The sequence below is a fragment of the Pelosinus baikalensis genome, assembly GCF_020819555.1.
Taxonomy (GTDB): domain Bacteria; phylum Bacillota; class Negativicutes; order DSM-13327; family DSM-13327; genus Pelosinus; species Pelosinus baikalensis.
The window spans coordinates 20,623-39,547 of record NZ_JAJHJB010000043.1; the positions used below are offsets into that span (position 1 = coordinate 20,623).

15 protein-coding genes are annotated in these 18,925 nt (G+C 41.8%); all 15 read left to right on the top strand.

Annotation, left to right across the window (positions count from 1 at the left end; translation table 11 throughout):
- The first annotated feature begins 7 nt into the window (after nt 1-7).
- Complete coding sequence (gene hypF / locus LMF89_RS21295) at nt 8-2,266, top strand: carbamoyltransferase HypF (protein WP_229536841.1); 2,259 nt, start codon at nt 8-10, stop codon at nt 2,264-2,266.
- A 4-nt stretch (nt 2,267-2,270) separates the two neighbouring features.
- The gene (locus tag LMF89_RS21300) at nt 2,271-2,501 is read left to right on the top strand and encodes a HypC/HybG/HupF family hydrogenase formation chaperone (protein WP_007930390.1); all 231 of its coding nucleotides are present in this window, start codon (nt 2,271-2,273) and stop codon (nt 2,499-2,501) included.
- Nucleotides 2,482-3,582 carry a hydrogenase formation protein HypD gene (hypD, locus tag LMF89_RS21305; protein ID WP_229536842.1) on the top strand — a complete coding sequence of 367 codons (1,101 nt, stop codon included), beginning with the start codon at nt 2,482-2,484 and terminating at the stop codon, nt 3,580-3,582. The genes LMF89_RS21300 and hypD overlap by 20 nt, the downstream gene beginning before the upstream one ends.
- Nucleotides 3,579-4,589 (top strand): hydrogenase expression/formation protein HypE, encoded by a 1,011-nt coding sequence (hypE, locus tag LMF89_RS21310; RefSeq protein WP_229536843.1) that lies wholly within the window; start codon nt 3,579-3,581, stop codon nt 4,587-4,589. Before hypD ends, hypE begins: the two co-directional genes overlap by 4 nt.
- A 14-nt stretch (nt 4,590-4,603) precedes the next feature.
- A complete protein-coding gene (rpoN, locus tag LMF89_RS21315) occupies nt 4,604-6,001 on the top strand; it encodes an RNA polymerase factor sigma-54 (protein ID WP_229536844.1) in 1,398 nt (465 codons plus the stop codon).
- Between the two features lie 349 nt (nt 6,002-6,350).
- Complete coding sequence (locus LMF89_RS21320) at nt 6,351-7,007, top strand: MgtC/SapB family protein (protein ID WP_229536845.1); 657 nt, start codon at nt 6,351-6,353, stop codon at nt 7,005-7,007.
- Between the two features lie 30 nt (nt 7,008-7,037).
- Nucleotides 7,038-8,267, top strand: a complete 1,230-nt coding sequence (locus LMF89_RS21325; protein WP_229536846.1) for an L-serine ammonia-lyase, iron-sulfur-dependent, subunit alpha — start codon at nt 7,038-7,040, stop codon at nt 8,265-8,267.
- 128 nt (nt 8,268-8,395) lie between these two features.
- Nucleotides 8,396-8,983 carry a glycerol-3-phosphate responsive antiterminator gene (locus LMF89_RS21330; RefSeq protein WP_229536847.1) on the top strand — a complete coding sequence of 196 codons (588 nt, stop codon included), beginning with the start codon at nt 8,396-8,398 and terminating at the stop codon, nt 8,981-8,983.
- A 508-nt stretch (nt 8,984-9,491) separates the two neighbouring features.
- A complete protein-coding gene (locus tag LMF89_RS21335) occupies nt 9,492-10,235 on the top strand; it encodes an MIP/aquaporin family protein (RefSeq protein WP_229536848.1) in 744 nt (247 codons plus the stop codon).
- Between the two features lie 117 nt (nt 10,236-10,352).
- The gene (gene glpK / locus LMF89_RS21340) at nt 10,353-11,846 is read left to right on the top strand and encodes a glycerol kinase GlpK (protein ID WP_229536849.1); all 1,494 of its coding nucleotides are present in this window, start codon (nt 10,353-10,355) and stop codon (nt 11,844-11,846) included.
- Nucleotides 11,847-12,126: 280 nt separating this feature from the next.
- Nucleotides 12,127-13,743 carry an anaerobic glycerol-3-phosphate dehydrogenase subunit GlpA gene (gene glpA / locus LMF89_RS21345; protein ID WP_229536850.1) on the top strand — a complete coding sequence of 539 codons (1,617 nt, stop codon included), beginning with the start codon at nt 12,127-12,129 and terminating at the stop codon, nt 13,741-13,743.
- The gene (glpB, locus tag LMF89_RS21350; RefSeq protein ID WP_229536851.1) at nt 13,730-14,977 is read left to right on the top strand and encodes an anaerobic glycerol-3-phosphate dehydrogenase subunit GlpB; all 1,248 of its coding nucleotides are present in this window, start codon (nt 13,730-13,732) and stop codon (nt 14,975-14,977) included. Before glpA ends, glpB begins: the two co-directional genes overlap by 14 nt.
- A gap of 14 nt (nt 14,978-14,991) precedes the next feature.
- Complete coding sequence (locus tag LMF89_RS21355) at nt 14,992-16,188, top strand: anaerobic glycerol-3-phosphate dehydrogenase subunit C (RefSeq protein ID WP_007932238.1); 1,197 nt, start codon at nt 14,992-14,994, stop codon at nt 16,186-16,188.
- 155 nt (nt 16,189-16,343) lie between these two features.
- A complete protein-coding gene (gene phnD / locus LMF89_RS21360; RefSeq protein ID WP_229536852.1) occupies nt 16,344-18,263 on the top strand; it encodes a phosphate/phosphite/phosphonate ABC transporter substrate-binding protein in 1,920 nt (639 codons plus the stop codon).
- Nucleotides 18,264-18,291: 28 nt separating this feature from the next.
- Nucleotides 18,292-18,925: pyruvate kinase (locus LMF89_RS21365; RefSeq protein ID WP_229536853.1), on the top strand; the 634-nt coding region annotated here is incomplete at its 3' end.

Here is an 18,925-nt window from a genome sequence, read left to right on the forward strand (position 1 = left end):
CAATACTATGCAGCGTCTTGCCATACACATAAGAGGTATTGTACAAGGGGTGGGATTCCGCCCCTTTGTTTATAATCTAGCACAGCGTTATCACGTAACGGGTTGGGTGCTGAATAACTCCCAAGGGGTCGAAATTGAGGCAGAAGGGGATTCTCCAGCAGTTTTACGCTTTCTTGAGGAACTGAGCATTTCTACGCCTCCTCTTGCAGTAGTGGAGGAAGTGATTGTCAATCCAGTCAATCTGCATGGAGATACGGAATTTATAATCAGGTACAGTAGGGAAGAGACGCAAAAGACAGCATGGGTTTCTCCCGATGTCGCTACTTGTTCTGATTGCTTAAGGGAAATGACAGACCCTGAGAACAGGCGGTATCGTTATGGGTTTATCAATTGTACAAACTGTGGCCCACGTTATAGCATTATTAAAGATGTTCCTTATGATCGTGCTGCTACCACGATGAATACGTTTCCTATGTGCCCTAGCTGCCAAGCTGAATATGATAACCCCGGTGACAGGCGGTTTCATGCCCAGCCTAATGCTTGTCCGGAATGTGGCCCTGCCTTTCGCCTTCTTACGAGGGAGGGAACACCGATTGCTTGTGATGTCTTCAGGGAAACCAGACAGCTGATTGCAGCAGGAAATATTGTGGCAATAAAAGGTATTGGCGGCTATCACTTAGCTTGTGATGCTCGCCAGGAACAAGCCGTCAGTCAATTGCGAACTCGTAAAATCAGAGAAGATAAGCCCTTTGCCCTTATGTGTGGTAGTATAGAGAGAATCAGACAATTATGTAACGTGTCAAAGGAAGAAGAAATTCTGCTTACCAGTGCCTCGCGTCCCATTGTGTTATTAGCGAAAAAGGCTGGTTCTGATTTAGCACAGAGTGTTGCGCCAGACACAGATTTTCTGGGTGTGATGCTGCCTTATGCTCCGGTCCATTGGCTGCTGCTGGAAGACCAGGATGTATGGGTAATGACCAGCGGTAATATAAGTGACGAGCCAATTGTATATAAAGATCAAGAAGCCCTCCAATTATTAGGACGGATTGCAGATTATTTTCTGGTGCATAATCGGGAAATTTTTCAGCAAAGTGATGATTCTGTGGTACGAATAGTGGGGAGCAGGCGACAAATACTGCGGCGTAGTCGAGGATTTGCTCCTAAACCAATAAAAATTTCCCAGGAAATACCGTCTATTTTGGCGGTTGGTGGCGAAGCTAAAAATACCTTTTGCCTAGTGCGCGGGTCTTTTGCCTTTATGAGTAGTCACATGGGAGATTTAGAGAATATGGCAACCTATGAGGCATATCTTGCTGCTATTGAACATTATAAACAACTATTTTCCATTGAACCTGCTCTAGTCGCTTATGATTGGCATCCTGAATATTTAGCCTCAAAATATGCCTTATCTTTGCCTATTTCCCATCTAGGGGTGCAGCATCATCATGCCCATATTGCGTCTGTACTAGCAGAGCATGATATTTGCGAAAAGGTGATTGGTGTGGCTTTTGACGGTACTGGCTATGGATGCGATGGAACTTTGTGGGGGGGAGAATTCTTAGTAGCTGATAGCACAGATTTTGTTCGTCTTGGTCATTGCAAATATTTACCTTTGCCTGGTGGTGCAAAAGCCATTAAAGAACCATGGCGCATAGCGGCCTGGGTGTTATATAATCTATATGGAAAAGAGTTTGCTGCTTTTGATATCAAACTGTGTCATAATTTGTCTCCAGGCTGGGAGTTGATGGTACAGGCCGCTGCAAAGGGAATTAATGCTCCGCTGACTTCGAGTGCAGGCCGCTTATTTGATATTGCTGCAGGAATATTAGGCATTTGTCATACCATTCACTATGAAGGGCAAGGAGCCATTGCGTTAGAAAGAGCTGGGCACAAGCAATATGGAGATGTATTGCCCTATGAAATTTCTCAGACAAGTCCCTATATTTTAGATTTTATGCTTACCTTTGCTGCCCTGACAGAAGCGCTCCGCAAAGGAAGTTCAGTTGATTTTTTAGCAGCTTGTTTTCATGCAACCATAGCAGACGCGGTTGTCACTATGGTTAAGAAAATACAAGAAGATACGGGTATACGAAAGGTCGCGCTCAGTGGCGGCGTGTGGCAAAATGCGACTATTTTAAGAAAAGTATTCGGAATCTTGCAACAAGACGGTATGAGTGTGTATACGAATGAGCTTGTTCCGCCTAATGATGGGGGTCTTGCTTTCGGGCAGGCAGCTGTGGCTGGAGCATGTATGAGAAAGAGGTGATCCTATGTGTTTAGCTGTACCAGGAAAAATTCTAGCGAGGCAAGATATGTTAGCTACGATTGAAGTAGGGGGTGTGACGCGAAATGTGAGTGTTATGCTTTTGCCTGAGGCTCAGGTAGGAGATTTTGTATTAATGCATGCAGGATTTGCGGTTCAGGTTATTGACGAGGAAGAAGCAAAAAAAACCTTGGCCCTATTCAAGGAGTTGGAACAATATGCTGAGCATGACAAATGAAGAAGTAAAAAAAGCTGCTGCTTTTTTTACTAGGGAAATTGAAAAATTAGCCAGTGGGAGATCTCTTCGTTTAATGGAAGTATGCGGTACTCATACCGTGTCGATTTTTAAGTCTGGTATTCGTCAGCTGCTGCCGGAAAATGTAGAACTGGTTAGCGGTCCAGGATGCCCTGTGTGTGTGACTCCAAATGAATATTTAGACACTGCGATTGCTTATAGCAGAAAATCTGATGTTATGATTACGACATTTGGGGATATGCTAAAAGTACCTGGTTCTTCTTCTACATTAGCTAAAGAAAAAGCGCAAGGATCTGATATCCGTATTGTGTATTCCTCTTTGGAGGCGTTGGAATTTGCTGCAAAGAATCCAGGTAAAAAGGTGATTTTCTTGGCAGTTGGCTTTGAAACAACGGCTCCCACTGCAGCTGCAGCAATTTTAATGGCGGATGAGGCACATCTAACTAATTTTTATGTTTTGTCAGCTCATAAATTAGTGCCGCCTGCTCTTAGGGCTCTGCTGGCATCAGGTAAAAGTCATGTCGATGGTTTCTTACTGCCTGGTCATGTCAGTGCTATCATTGGGCTGCAGCCATATGATTTTTTAAGCAAGGAATATCATATTCCAGGGGTTGTAGCGGGTTTTGAACCATTAGATATTTTGCAAGCGGTGTACATGCTCATGCTGCAAATTCACGATCAGACAGCAAGGCTGGAGAATCAGTACAGTCGCATTGTACCCAAAGAAGGCAATCCTTCTGCCTGTACTATTTTGTCGCAGGTATATCAGCAAACGGATGCTGTGTGGCGGGGACTTGGCAAAATTCCTAATTCAGGGATGTCCATTCGAGAAAAATACCAGGCATTTGATGCTCTTTTGAACATACCTATAATAGTAGAGGAGACAAAAGAAGCCAGCCAGTGTCAGTGCGGAAAAGTACTGCGCGGACTACTCCAGCCTTCGGCCTGTCTTTTGTTTGGAAAAGCTTGTAGACCTGAACATCCCATTGGATCATGTATGGTGTCTGTAGAAGGTACTTGTGCAGCATGGTATAAGTACGGAGCAGGGAGGTGGCAGGTGTGAGTAATGAACGTGTTCAGCTAGCCCATGGCAGCGGCGGGAAGTTAAGTCATGATTTAATAAAAGATGTAATGTGGCCTGCTTTTGCCAATGAGATCTTAGGAGAAATGAATGATGGGGCTCAGCTTCATATCAGCGGATGCCGATTGGCTTTTTCTACGGACTCTTATGTAGTAAAACCTTTGTTTTTTCCTGGTGGAGATATTGGCAAGCTGGCAGTATGCGGCACAGTAAATGACGTAGCGATGAATGGTGCTCTTCCCTTGTATTTAAGCGCTGGTTTTGTACTGGAAGAAGGTTTTCCTATCGCTGATCTACAGCGTATTGTTGCCTCCATGCAGCAAGCTGCCAAGGAAGCTGGCGTGCATATTGTAACCGGAGATACGAAGGTCGTGGAAAAAGGAGCGGTGGATGGTATTTATATCAATACTGCTGGTATTGGCAAGATTATGGATGGTATTCATATCTCAGGTAAAAACGCTTTGCCTGGGCAGAATATTATTTTGAGCGGCTATCTAGGTGAGCATTCCTTAGCGGTAATGGGAGAACGACATGGATTACAGTTTCCTCAAAGTGTACGCAGTGATTGTGCACCACTCAATGGCTTAGTAGAGGCGATGCTGACGGCAGTACCTAAGGTAGCTGTGTTGCGAGATCCAACCCGAGGCGGTCTTGCAACAACTCTAAATGAGATTGCTTTGCAATCGGGGGTCGGTATTATGCTGGAGGAAACTCATATTCCTATATCATCAGCTGTTCAGGCTGCATGCGATATTTTAGGTTTTGATCCGCTGTATTTGGCGAATGAAGGAAAAATGGTTGTTTTTGTGGAGCCCGAGTCGACCAATCAAGTATTGGATATTATGCAGCAACATGTTTACGGGAGTGAGGCGCGAGTGATCGGCACCGTTGTGAAGGAACCGCGTGGACAGGTTGGCTTACGTACCAGGATTGGCGGCGTTCGATTACTGGATATGCTGGTAGGTGATCAATTGCCGCGCATATGTTGAATAAGCTATAGGAGGTGATTCCTATCAACCTAGGTTATGGTCTTAAATTAGAATTGAACCAAAAGTTAATGATGACACCTGAACTACGGCAGGCAATCGCCATTTTGCAGCTTTCTGCTTTGGAATTGTCAGATATGATCGAACAAGAAATTATGGAGAATCCTGTATTAGAGATAGCGGAAAAAGAGGTTGATGATCCTGAAGCAGATCCTGTAAATGAAAATCCAAAAGAACAACTGGATGATTACTTGAACTGGGATGATTACTTTAATCAAGGAATTGATAAGAAGTCGGAATATATGGTAGTTGATGATGAAAAAACTACTGTAGAAAAGTTCGTCAAAAACAATGTTTCTTTGCATGAGCATTTGGAATTCCAATTGCATTTGGCGGTACGAGATGAGGCTGCCAAACGAATAGGGCATTATCTAATCGGCTGCATTGATGAAAATGGTTATTTATGCGGTACTTTGTCAGAAGCTGCGGATACCTTAGGCACAAGCGAAGATCGGGTTTTGGAAGTTCTTAACCTGATCCAGACATTTGATCCTATGGGTGTAGGAGCACGGGACTTAAAAGAATGCTTATTGCTGCAGTGTCAGCAAAAAGGCACTTATACTACATTGGTGGAAGATATTATTTGTCATTATCTGCCTGAGGTGGCAGCAGGTAAGTATAAAGCAATTGCAGAAAAACTAAATTGTAGACCTCAGGAAATACAACAAGCGGTAGATGTGATTCGTACTTTTGATCCCAAACCAGGCCGCGCATTTGGTAATGACCAGTGCAGTTATATCGTGGCGGATATGACTGTGGAAAGAGTAAATGGCAAGTATGTGATTACTGTAAATGACACAAGTGTTCCTAAATTGACTATTAATCCTTATTATCGCCGTGTGGCGGTTGATGCTGATAGTGAGTCCAAGAAGTTTATTGAAGGCCGTTTAAACTCTGCCGTTTGGCTGATTAAGAGTATTGAACAGCGCCGTCGCACTTTATATAATGTGATGGAAGCGATTATTGAGCTGCAGCAGGACTTTTTTGATAAAGGCGCAAAATTCTTACGCCCTTTGGTCATGAAAAAAGTAGCTGAAAAGATAGAAGTTCATGAATCTACCGTAAGTCGTGCAATTGCTAATAAATATGTTGATACGCCTCATGGGCTCGTCAGCTTACGCAGCTTTTTTTCGACAGCTGTACAAAGCAGTGATGGTAGTCAGGATGTATCGGCAACAAAAGTGAAGCAAAAGATTAAAGAATTAATTAATACAGAAGATTCTTCTGATCCTTTTAGTGATCAAGCATTATCAGAGATTCTCTGTCAACATGGAATGAAAATTTCTAGGCGGACTGTAGCTAAATATCGGGAGGAACAGAATATCCCCTCATCAGCAAAACGTAAGCGGTATTGAAAAATAAGAGGCGTAACTGCTACAAGTTACGTCTCTTATTATGATCAAAAAAATATGAACCACAAAGGCACAATGCCGCTGACGCGGCACACAAAGGAGCACGCAAAAATATAAATAAAGACACTTTGTGTCCTTTGCGCCTTTGTGGTTCAATTCCTTTGATATGCTTTTGTTACTCTATCTATCTTTTCTCTGTGCTCTCTGCGCCTCTGCGGTTCATTTATTTCTTGCCTGATTATTAAATAGGCATGATTGTGTGTATCGAGAAAAGAATGTATACTATACGTTAGATATTATGATTTATAAGCGGTTATTTTGCGCCTTTGATGCAAACAAGGGGGTTTAGGATATGGCAATCGAGTGGGAGATGGCGATTCGACTATTACTGGCCAGTTTTTTGGGCGGTTTTATTGGCTATGAACGGGAATCACATCATAAAGCGGCAGGGCTCAGGACGCATATTTTGGTGTCCATTGGTTCTTGTTTAATCATGATCTTGTCAATTAAAATCTATGCATCGGTACAGGGCTATACAAATGCCGATCCTACCCGGCTGGCAGCCCAGGTAGTCAGTGGCATTGGTTTTCTAGGTGCAGGCAGCATTATGAAAGAAGGAGCTACGGTTAAAGGATTAACAACGGCAGCCAGCTTATGGGTGGTATCCGGTGTGGGCTTGGCTGTAGGCAGCGGATATTACATGGGAGCTTTCATGACGACGGGCTTTGTATTTCTGACATTAAGCATTTTATCTCGCATTGAAAAAAAAGATCATCACTCCCTTATGGAGTTGGCGATTACAACCATTGACACACCTGGGCAAATCGGAAAAATTGCTTCGATACTGGGTGTATATGGCATCCAAATTCGAAATGTAGAAGTTCGGGAGCAAAAAGAATTGCTTAAAATAGTCTTTACGGTATATATTCCTAAGCAAGTAGAAACGAATCAATTGACAGTTGGTCTTTTAAATATTTCTGGGATTACCAATGTAGCATTTGATGCATAATGATACGGTCGTGAATGGGGGTAATGGGTTGTGAATTACAATTTGTTGCTGAATATACTAAAAGCTGAGGTATTGCCAACGGTGGGGAGCCTGGAGGCTGGGGCAATTGCTTTGGCTGCTGCTTATGCCAGTGAGACATTAGGCGGAAGATTCGACAGTATTTCCATCATTGTGAATGCAAAGGTGAATACAGATGGTGCTAATGCAGTCATTCCCGGTACAAAAGAAACAAGTTTGGAGATTGCAGCAGTACTAGGAGCCATAAAAAGACAACCTGAAAAGCAACTGTCTGTCTTAGCGAGTATAACGACTGAAGAGCTGGATCAAGGAAAAGAATTTTTAAAACAAAAAGACGTTACCATCTCCATTGATGATAGCAAAAAGGGTTTATGGATTGAAGCATATCTTAGATTCGGTCAGGAAGAGTGTCATGTTATTATCAAAGATACACATGCTAATGTAGTCAGTATTACAAAAAATGGACAATTTGTTTTTAAACAAGATGCGAGTGGAGATACTGAGAAGGATCGTACTGTTTTTCAAGGGGATGAAATACGCATTGCAGAGATGATTTCCATCGTTGAGAAGATGCCTTGGTATGAGATGGAGTTTCTGCTGGATGGTGTAGAAATGAATTGTTTTGCCGCAGAAATTGGTATTGCCCAAAAAATGGGCCTGGGTATTGGAGCATTCTTTCACTCCTTAATAGCAGAGGGTGTGTTATCGGATGATATTGTCAATTATGCAAAGATGTTGACGGCCGCTGCTGCTGATGCTCGTATGTCTGGTGAAAACATTAAGATTATGAGCTGCGCAGGCAGTGGCAACTATGGAATAACAGCGATTCTTCCCGTGTATGCCGTAGGTAAAAAAATACGCGTTTCCAAAGAACGATTAGCCAGGGCTATTGCCATTAGTCTTGGGATTACTATTTATATAAAAGTTCGTACCGATCATTTACCAGCTTTATGTGGCTGTGCCACGGCAGCCGCGGCAGGTGCCAGTGCTGCCATTACATGGTTGATGAATGGTGAGCAGAGAAACATTGAGAATTCTATAAAAAATGTGATTGGCTGCTTGACAGGGATGATTGATGATGGTAAAACAGGATGTGGGCTAAGACTGTCTATCGCAGCAACTGCTGCAGTGGAGAGCTCCTTAATGGCCCAACGACATCTTGTTGTTCCGATCAGTACTGGAATGATTGGTGATACGATTGAACAGACGATCAGGAATTTAGGACAAGTGATCCATCCATAATGTTTCATAGGAATAAAAGCATTATGGATGTTAAGTTAGAAAAGAATGGTGTATAGTAAAGATAATAGTTATATCTTCTTGATATATATCGAATTTTGTATTCTATAATAAAATGAATGGAGTGGAAAATGACAATGGACGTTCTTAAATTTTTAGCCAATGGACCTGTGATTCCTTCGGCCAGGTCAATGGAAGATTTTAAAATCGCTTTAACCCATACGGTTTCTCCGAGCGTAGTGCTGCTGTTTGGTGATATTAATACATTACCGACGCTGATTTCTCAGGCGAATGAGCATAAAAAACGTATTATACTACACTTGGATTTGCTGGATGGTATTGGTAAAGACAAAGCAGGTATAAAATTCTTAGCACGCTTAGGGATTCACGCCATTATTACAACTAAATCCCATCTGTGCCGATTTGCGCGGGATGAGGGAATGATTGTAGTACAACGGTTATTCTTAATGGATTCAGATTCATTGCGTACCGGTTTGAATTTAGTGCGTAATTTTAAACCGGATGCCATTGAAATATTACCTGGATCGGTGCCTGAAAGTGCAGTACAGGAACTAGTTCGTGAAACAGGTCTGCCAATTTTAGCCGGTGGCTTAATACGCACCAAGGAAGATGTGAATAATGCGATAGAGAGGGGAATTTCGGCAGTGAGTACCAGTCGGCGGGATTTATGGGATGATATTATGGTTAATAACAAATAAAAAGATAGAGCCCATTATAACCGTATAAACACATTTTAAAAAATTATTAAATAATTATTAAATAATATGATAAATTCAGTTTATTTAGCAGGAGTTTTAACTGTTGTGTAGAAGTATAACAACATAGAGAAAAAGAATCCAATTGATAGTTTAAATACATGAATGTTTGCAACAAAATAGTAACTAAAAATTTAGCTCTAAAATGTTATAATTTTCAGTTTATTTAGCAGGAGATTTCAATATAATGTAGAAGTTATATAATAAAGAAATAGTTGCTTTTTTCTATTATGGGATTCAAAATAAATAACTTTGGACTAGAGATTAAAGAGAAGTCCGTTTATTCCTCTGGATATGTATATATAGAGGCATGAATGGAGTTCTCTTTTTGTCTATATCATGGAAAAGGATGGTGAAAAAGGAAAAATATGTAACTTTAACTAAGAAATGGTGCTGTTAGTTTTGGTGAATTGTAGAAAAATCTAACAAACATTAAGGAGGAATTGGACTTATGGGAAATTATTTTTTTGGTGAATTTTTTGGTACAATGATTCTTATCATTTTTGGTGCTGGTGTTGTTGCTAATGTTGTTTTAAAGAAATCTAGAGCAAACGGCGGTGGTGATGGCTGGATTGTAATTACAGCGGGATGGGCATTTGCGGTATTATTTGGTGTAATAATTGGCGTTGCTACTGGTGGTGCAGGTGAGCTAAGTCCTGCCGTTACTTTTTTCAAATTATTAATGGGTGTATACACGATTCCTGTAGCTCTTACTGCAATGGCTTGCCAAATATTAGGTGCGATTGTTGGTTCGGTAATTGTTTGGTTGGCTTATCTTCCTCACTGGGAAATTACTGAGGATAAAGGTGCAAAATTGGGTGTATTCTCTACTTCGCCAGCTGTTCGTGGTAATGATATGGCCGCTTTACTTTGCGAAGTAATTGCAACTACAGTATTGCTGATTGCTCTCTTTTCTTTAGGTCACAAATTAGTTGTGGGCGATGCTGGTATGAGTCCTGGTTTTGGCAATTACCTAGTTGCTGTCGTGATTTGGGCTATGGGCTTAAGTTTAGGCGGACCTACCGGTTATGCTATGAATCCTGCTCGTGATCTTGGTCCTCGTATTGCTCATGCTATTTTACCTATCGCTGGTAAAGGTGATTCCGATTGGAGCTATGCTTGGGTTCCTGTAGTAGGTCCTATCATTGGTTCTGGTCTTGCTTTCGTAATATGTAAAGCTACTGGTATTATTTAATATTAATACGTAGCTAAACATATAATAAGTAAGTCAACATTCTGAAACAAGTTATTTTAGGTCTCTAAAGAAAGAGCGTTTGAAATATACCTAAAATTTAAAGGAGTGACTTTTAAAATGACAAAAAAATATGTAATGGCCCTTGATGCAGGTACGACAAGTAACAGAGCGATCATATTTGATCAAGATTCTAATATTATTGCAGTAGCACAGAAAGAATTTACACAGATTTTCCCTAAAGCTGGTTGGGTTGAGCATGATGCGGATGAAATCTGGAGCACGCAAATTGAAGTAATGAGGCTAGTTGTGCAACAAGCTGGCCTGAGTGCTACTGATATTTCCGCGATTGGTATCACCAATCAACGTGAAACTGCAGTAGTTTGGGATAAAACCACTGGAAGACCAATCTATAATGCGATTGTTTGGCAGTCACGTCAAACTATGGATATTTGCAATGATTTAAAAGCCAGAGGTCTGGAAGCTGAATTCAAGCAAAAAACAGGTTTAGTTGTAGATGCATATTTCTCTGGAACCAAAGTAAAATGGATTTTAGATCATGTAGAAGGTGCTCGTGCTAAAGCAGAAAAATGCGAATTGTTGTTTGGTACTATTGATACTTGGCTAATCTGGAAATTGACTGGGGGAAAAGTACATGTTACTGACTACTCCAATGCTTCCCGTACACTCATGTACAACATTCGCGAATTGAAATGGGATGAAAAACTTCTTGAATATTTAACTGTACCGGCATGTATACTTCCAGAAGTTAAATCTTCCAGTGAAGTATATGGTCAAACAGATGTTGCTGTCTTTGGTGCTGCTGTGCCTATTTCTGGTGCTGCTGGTGACCAACAGGCTGCATTGTTCGGTCAAACTTGCTTCCAACCTGGTATGGCAAAAAATACCTATGGAACTGGCTGCTTCATGCTGATGAATACAGGCAGTAAAGTATATGAATCTAAAAACGGTTTGCTCACTACCATTGCTTGGGGGCTTGACGGCAAAGTGGATTATGCGTTGGAAGGCAGTATTTTCGTTGCTGGATCGGCTATTCAATGGCTGCGTGATGGTTTGCGTTTATTAGAAGCTGCTCCCGATTCTGAATATATTGCTAAAAAAGTAAAAGATGCTGATGGTGTATATGTAGTACCTGCTTTCGTAGGGCTTGGTGCTCCATATTGGGATATGAAAGCTCGCGGTGCGATTCTTGGATTGACCCGCGGAACTAGCAAATCTCACGTTGTTCGTGCGACGTTAGATTCTATGGCATATCAAACAAAAGATGTTTTAAGTGCAATGGAAGCTGATTCTGGCATTAAATTGCAAGCGTTGAAAGTAGATGGCGGCGCTGTTGCTAATAACTTGTTAATGCAATTCCAAGCAGATATCTTAGGTGTTCCAGTGGATCGTCCTAAAGTGATTGAAACGACTGCTCTTGGTGCAGCTTATCTTGCAGGTTTGGCTGTTGGCGTATGGAAAACCAAAGAAGAACTGATCAGTACTTGGCAGCTTGACAATCGTTTCGAGCCTACTATGGATGCTGCACAAAGTGCAACATTATACAAAGGTTGGCAAAAAGCTGTTAAACGCGCTATGGACTGGGAAGATTAAATCCAATTTAATAGCTATAAAAGGGCTGAGATAAGAGATCCCTTTGTGTTCGATCAAACGGATACAAAGGGATCATATTTGCTTTTCCTGATTCTCAGGTATAGTCTATAATTATGGGAAGCACGGAAAGAATACAGGTAATCGCAGAGGCGCAGAGCGCACTGAGGGGTATTTTTTGTATCTATCTATTTTTCTTCAGTGTTCTCTGCGCCTCTGCGGTTAAAAACACAGGTGCAGGTAGGCTCTATTTCATTATTTTATTTCTAGAAGGGGGATTGAGATGCAAAAGACGACAGTTGTAGTAATTGGTGGCGGTGCCACAGGGGTTGGTATTCTGCGTGATTTATGCATGCGGGGAGTTGATGCAATTCTTCTTGAGCAGCAGGATTTAGCCTATGGCACCAGCTCACGTTATCATGGACTTTTGCATAGCGGTGGTCGTTATGCGGTAAAAGATGCCGAGGCAGGCAAAGAATGTATTGAGGAAAATACCATTTTGCGTAAAATCGGCAGACATTGTGTAGAACAAACAGAAGGTTTTTTTGCTCGCACGCATTTAGATGATGAGGCATTTGAAGGGAAATGGTTAGAAGCATGTGCCAAAGTAGGGATTCCTACCATTCCGATTTCTGTAGAAGAAGCATTGCGGTTAGAACCCAATTTGAGTCCCAAAATTAAATCAGTGTATCGGGTACCGGATGCCGCTATTGATGGTTTTCGCATGGTCTGGCAGAATGTAGCATCGGCTCGCAAATATGGCGGAAGGGTACTAACCTACACCACCGTTGTTGGTATCGAGCACAGTAATAATCAAGTGGTAGGCATTAAAGTTCGCAACACATTAACTGGTGAAGTCAGTAATATTGTTTGTGATTTCATTGTTAGTGCTGCTGGCTCTTGGGCTGGGGAAATTGCTGCTTTAGCAGGAATTACCGTAAATGTACAGCCGGATAGAGGGACATTAATTGCTTTTAATCATCGTATTACCAGCCGTATCGTGAATCGTTTGCGTCCGGCTTCCGACGGAGACATTTTTGTTCCCCACGGTTCCATTACGATTTTAGGTACCACATCTGCATCAGTAAACAAGCCGGATGATACGGTGCCGAATGCAAAAGAAGTAGTAGAACTCTTAAATATTGGGGAAGCTTTATTTGAAGACATCAGAAGCTATCGTATGCTCAGAGCTTTTGCCGGAACCAGACCACTGTATAGTGCGGATCCAAATGCAACAGGCCGCGGTGCATCTCGTGGTTTTGTGACTCTTGATCATGCTCATGACGGATTAAAGGGCTTTGTCAGCGTAGTAGGAGGAAAATTCACCACGTATCGCTTAATGGCAGAAAAGGTAACGGATTTAGTATGCGGTTACTTGAATGTCAAAACACCTTGTCGTACGGCGGTAGAAAACCTTGTTGAGGATACTTCTCCAGCACTGATGGCGAAAGCTCGCTTATATTTCCCTGCTTATGGTGCTGAACTTGCTGCTTCACGATTAGGTTCAGAAGGATTAGAAAAGGTAATTGCCCGTATACAGGAAAAACCGGAAAAACGCCAATTATTGTGTGAGTGTGAAAATGTTACTATGGCTGAAGTGGAAGAAGCGGCAGCTGACAGTACCAGCTATATGATTAGTGATGTTCGTCGTAAGACTCGTATGGGGATGGGAACTTGTCAGGGAGCTTTCTGCACATTCCGCAGTGTAGGCGCAGTGGACGCCAATGGATTGTCATGGGGCAAAGATACCAATGTGTTATTTAAAGAATTCCTGCAAGGCCGCTGGAAAGGGATTCGTCCTATTTTGTGGGGCAATGTCATGCGTGAAATGGAACTGACCCGGGGAATTTATGAAGGAACTTTAAACATAAATGGAGCGATTGACAATGAGGGAATATGATATTGTAGTAATTGGCGGCGGCTTAGCAGGTTTAATGGCGGCGGCTGCAGCGACAAAACGCGGCAAGAAAGTAACACTATTGTCTTTAGGTTCAGGAACCTTAACCATTGGAGGCGGCATCGTTGATGTAATGGGATATTTGGAAGGCGGCATACCAGCAGCTACTCCAAATGCGGGTCTGCTGCAAGTCGGCGCCGAGCATCCGTACAAAAAAATTGGTCGCCCAGCAATCGAAGAATCCATTCGCTTCTTTAAAGAGATTTGCGAGCAAGAAGGATATTCCTATATCGGAAATCTAGACAAAACGCAATGGATACCGACTGCTGCTGGTACATTAAAACCAACTTGCCTTGTTCCAAGAACAATGGACACGACAGAACTTAAAAAAGCAGACAAAGTAACTGTATTGGGTTTTGATGCATTAAAGGATTTTTATCCTAGCTTAATCGCTAAAAACTTTAAAAAGATTCCTGCATTTGCGCAAAAAGAGTATGAAGTCGTGATGATTGATCCAAAGTTATCTGAAGGCCGCGATGTTACTGCTCTGGATGTGGCTCGTTGGTTAGATACAGAGGAAGGTCTTGCAAGCTGCATTGAAAAAATGCGCAACGTAATTGATTCCGGTAGTGTGGTTATCATTCCGCCTATATTAGGGACTCGTCCGAATTATGCAGTTAAAGAAAAATTAGAAAAAGCTTTAGGGTGTCATTTCGTAGAAACAGCTTCTGTGCCTCCGTCTATTACTGGTTTGCGCCTGCGTACCATGTTAGTACGATATCTGAAGAATAATGGCGTACGAATTGTAGAACAAGCTATTGTAGCAAAATCCATTGTGGAAGACGGCAAATGCGTGGCAGTGATCACAGAAGGTGTGGATCGGGAACGTACCTACTATGCTAAATCCTTTATTTTAGCAAATGGCGGTTTCTATGGCGGTGGTCTGCTTGCAGAGCCAGGTAAGGTGATCGAGCCTATTTTCAATTTACCAGTAGAGGCTCCAACGGATCATGAATTGTGGGCGAATTATTCTTTATTCTCCAGTGAAGCACAGCCTTTTGCGAAACTTGGTTTAGATGTTGACGAAAAAATGCGTCCTCTTGATGCCAACGGCAAAGTGCTACTAAATAATGTTTTTGTTGCGGGACGTAATCTGCGCGGCTATGATTTCAGCTTTGAGAAATCAGGGAATGGTGTAGCAATTGCGTCAGGTTATCAAGCGGCTATGTCAGTGTAAGGGGAGAAAAAACAATGAAGAAACATCATAATAATCCAGATAGCTGTACAGCTTGTACGGTGTGTATTGCCAATTGCCCGGTAACAGCTGCGACTCGGAAGTTTCGTGGGCCTAAAATGGTTGGTCCTACCTTAGAAAGAATGAGATTATCACAAGATGACATAGAACCTTCTTTGGAGTATTGTTCTAATTGCAAGAATTGTGATATGTCATGTCCTTCTGGCGTTCCTATTTCAACGCTTAACATGTTAGCTCGAGCTAAATATTTTAAGAATCGTAAACGCAGCTTACGGGATTGGATTTTATCTCACGGCGAAAAAATGGCTAAATTGAGTGCTGCTACTCCAGGTATGGCTAATTTTGGAATGAAAATGAGTCGGGGCATATTGAAAAAGATCGGTATCTCTGATAAGGCGCCATTGCCGGCATATGCATCAAAATCTTTCAGCAAATTGTTTAAAAATCTGAAACAAACCAGTTACCCGGATAAGGTTGTATTTTATCCTGGCTGCTTTATTAATTACAACGATCCCCAAGTAGGTATGGATTTTGTAGCTGTTATGCAAGCCAATAAATTGGAAGTGATCGTAGAAGAGGGGTTTGTTTGCTGCGGTTCTCCATTAGTGGTAAACGGATTTTTGGATGAAGCAGAAGAAAATGCAAAACAGAATGTTCAAATCCTCAAGAAATGGACAGATAAAGGATATCCGATCATTACTTGCTGCACCAGCTGCGGTTTGATGTTGAAACAAGAATATCAGGAACTGTTCCATATTGAAGGCGTGGCAGAATATGCAAAACATTTATATGATGCAGATGAATTTTTACTGGATCTTCATGATCAAGGACGTTTGAATACAAACTTTGGTACATTAAATGAAAAATATATGTATCATGCTCCTTGTCATTTAAGAGCGCAAGGTATGGGGTTACCGGGAGTCGAGTTGTTAGCTTTAATTCCGGGGCTTGATGTGCAAGATGCAGATGCTGGTTGTTGCGGCATTTCGGGTAATTATGGTTTTAAAGACGACAAATATGATATTTCTATGGAGATCGGCTCAGGCTTATTCAAAACGATTAAGGAGAGTGGTCGTGATACCGTTGTTTCGGAATGTGGAACATGCCGTTTACAAATTGGCCACGGAGCAAATGTAAAAACCTTGCATCCTTTGACATTGGTACGTAAATCCTATGAAGCTTACCACAAGTAGGATTACTCTTGACTTAATTCCTTGAATACACTCTACCTGGTGGCTAATGCCTAATGCAGCAGCAAATCATAGTTGGGTGAAAATTGGCCCTGCAGTAGAATTTGGTTTGATTCATAGTGCTAAATGCTGAATACACATATGGGAGGGAAAACCTTATGATACAGAAAAAAGTAGGTCTGTTTCACTTGATGATCGTGATGCTCGTTGGTATAATAGCACCATATCTAGTGGAGTATATAGGGAATTTGGGAACAATAGTAAGCGTTTTGGCAGTGGCTGGTGTTTCAACAGCCGTTTTAATCAGAACTTGGCCTCGGGCTGGAGACATAGAGAGAAGTCAGGTCCAATCTTCTGTAAAGCAAACTCAATCGATGCCCCAGGTGGATATGTATGGTATTTCCGAAGAGTTATCCTTTATATCCCAGCAGTTGGCTTGGGTTGCAGGACATAGCAACACCGCATTAAAAAAGCTAACCAAACAGTCTAATACCATAGCGCAAGAAAGTGAAACCACAGCAAGCAGTGCCCAGGAGGCTTCTGCAGGTGTAGAAGAAATTGCTTCCAATGCAGCGGTTGTGGCAAATGCTTCCCAGCAAGCTTTAAAACAGTGCCAGAGTTCTTCGCAATTAGCACTCAATAATCAGCTGCAAATTACCCAGGCAAGCAATACCATGCTGGAAGTAGCTCAAGTAGTGGAAACCTCGGTACGTGATATGGAAGAATTGAATGTAGCATCAAAACGGATTGGTGCTTTTGTCGGCAAAATTCAAGGAATCGCCAGCCAAACGAATTTATTGGCTTTGAATGCAGCCATTGAGGCAGCCCGTGCGGGAGAACAAGGCCGGGGGTTTGCCGTTGTGGCAGAAGAAGTACGTAAATTGGCCAGTGAGAGTGAAGCCGTAACCCATGAAGTGGAAGAAACGGTGAGGGATATCACCAATCGTACGAGCTATGTTACGGCATATATGCAAGGTAGCAAGGAAAAAATTCAGGGCATTGAGCAATTGGCAAGAAAATCTGCAGAGAGTATGCAGGAAATCGTGAATACTGTTAACGAAATTGAAAGCACAGTAGAAAAATTGTGCAGCCTCTCCAATGACCAGCAAATGACCACAGAACAAATGGCCCAAGCGGTAGAGAGTATTGGGAGTGCTACCGTTGAAATTGCTGCTGGCACGCAAGAAGCATTGAAAAGTATTGGCCAGCAGGAACATGATATTGAAGAAGTATATGCATTAACGAAAAAAATGACAGCTGCTGTAGATCAAATACAAGAAGTTGCCGCTATTTTTAAAACCGGTAAAGAATTAGTATTTGGTTTTAACCCTTTTACAGCACCACAAATAATTAAAGAAAATTATACGCCGATATTAGAAACGATTGCCAAGAAATTAGGACTAGAACCTAAAATCATTATCGTTTCTGATTATGATTCTTTGGGGCGGTCCTTACTGAAAGGTACAATTGATGTAGGGTGGTTTTCTCCTTTTGCCTATGTTTCTGCAAAAGATAAAGGTGAGATTACTCCTTTGGTGACTACGGTAGTGAACAAAAATGCTTCCTATCATGGTTATATCATTGCTCGTAAAGATAAAGCGTTTCAGTCGATAGATAGTCTGCAAGGTAAACGTTTTGCCTTCGTTGACAAACAATCAGCCTCTGGATACGTGTATCCAAAGGCCATGTTATTAGAACAAGGTAAAGATCCGGAAACATTTTTTTCGGAGACAGTCTTCTTAGGCAGTCACAATCGGGTCATTGATGCAGTCCTGGATGGTACGGTTGATGCAGGAGCTACCTATTCAGAAGCTGTAGAAACTGCTAAAGAGTATGGACTTGCTGTACATAATTTGGTAATATTAAAGCAAACCGATGCGATACCCAAAGATGTTATTGCTGGGCGACCTGGACTTGATGAACAATTGTTGGCAAGTCTTAAACAGGTTTTTATAGAAACTACCGATAGGACATCTACACATGCTTCAGTAATGAAAAAAACTGGATTAAATGGTTTTATTGAAGCCCAGGATCAGGTGTATGATGTGATCAGAAAAGCAGCCAATGTACTAAAATAAAAAGTGAAGAGAGTGTGAATGTAGTAGTATGATCAAGAAGACGAAAATTGTTTGTACAATGGGTCCAAGCACAGGAAAACAAGAAATCATGGAAAAACTAATAGAGTCCGGTATGAATGTAGCGCGCTTTAATTTTTCCCATGGTGACCATGCAGAACACAGTGTTCGCATCAACATGCTGCGTGCAGCAGCGGCAGCCAAGAAAACTCCTGTAGCCGTATTACTCGATACCAAAGGACCCGAAATGCGCCTTGGCAATTTTGTAGAAGGCAAAGTGACCATTGAACAAGGGCAAAAATTTATCCTAACCTCCAGAGACATAGAAGGTACAAAAGAGATTTGCTCCGTGAATCATCGTCATTTGCCCCAAGAAGTAGCTGCCGGTAATCAAATTCTGCTATCCGATGGACTGATTTGTCTTCAAGTTGATAAAGTAGAAGGCGATGATATTCATACTACGGTATTAAATACGGGTGTGATTGGGAATCGCAAACGTGTAGCAGCCCCAGGTGTATCGGTCAATTTACCCCCTTTATCGGAACAAGATATTAAAGACGTATTATTTGCAGCCAAAGAAGGCATGGATTTTATTGCAGCTTCCTTTATCCAAAGAGCAGCTGACGTATTGACCATTCGCAAATTATTGGAAGAAGCCAACTCCG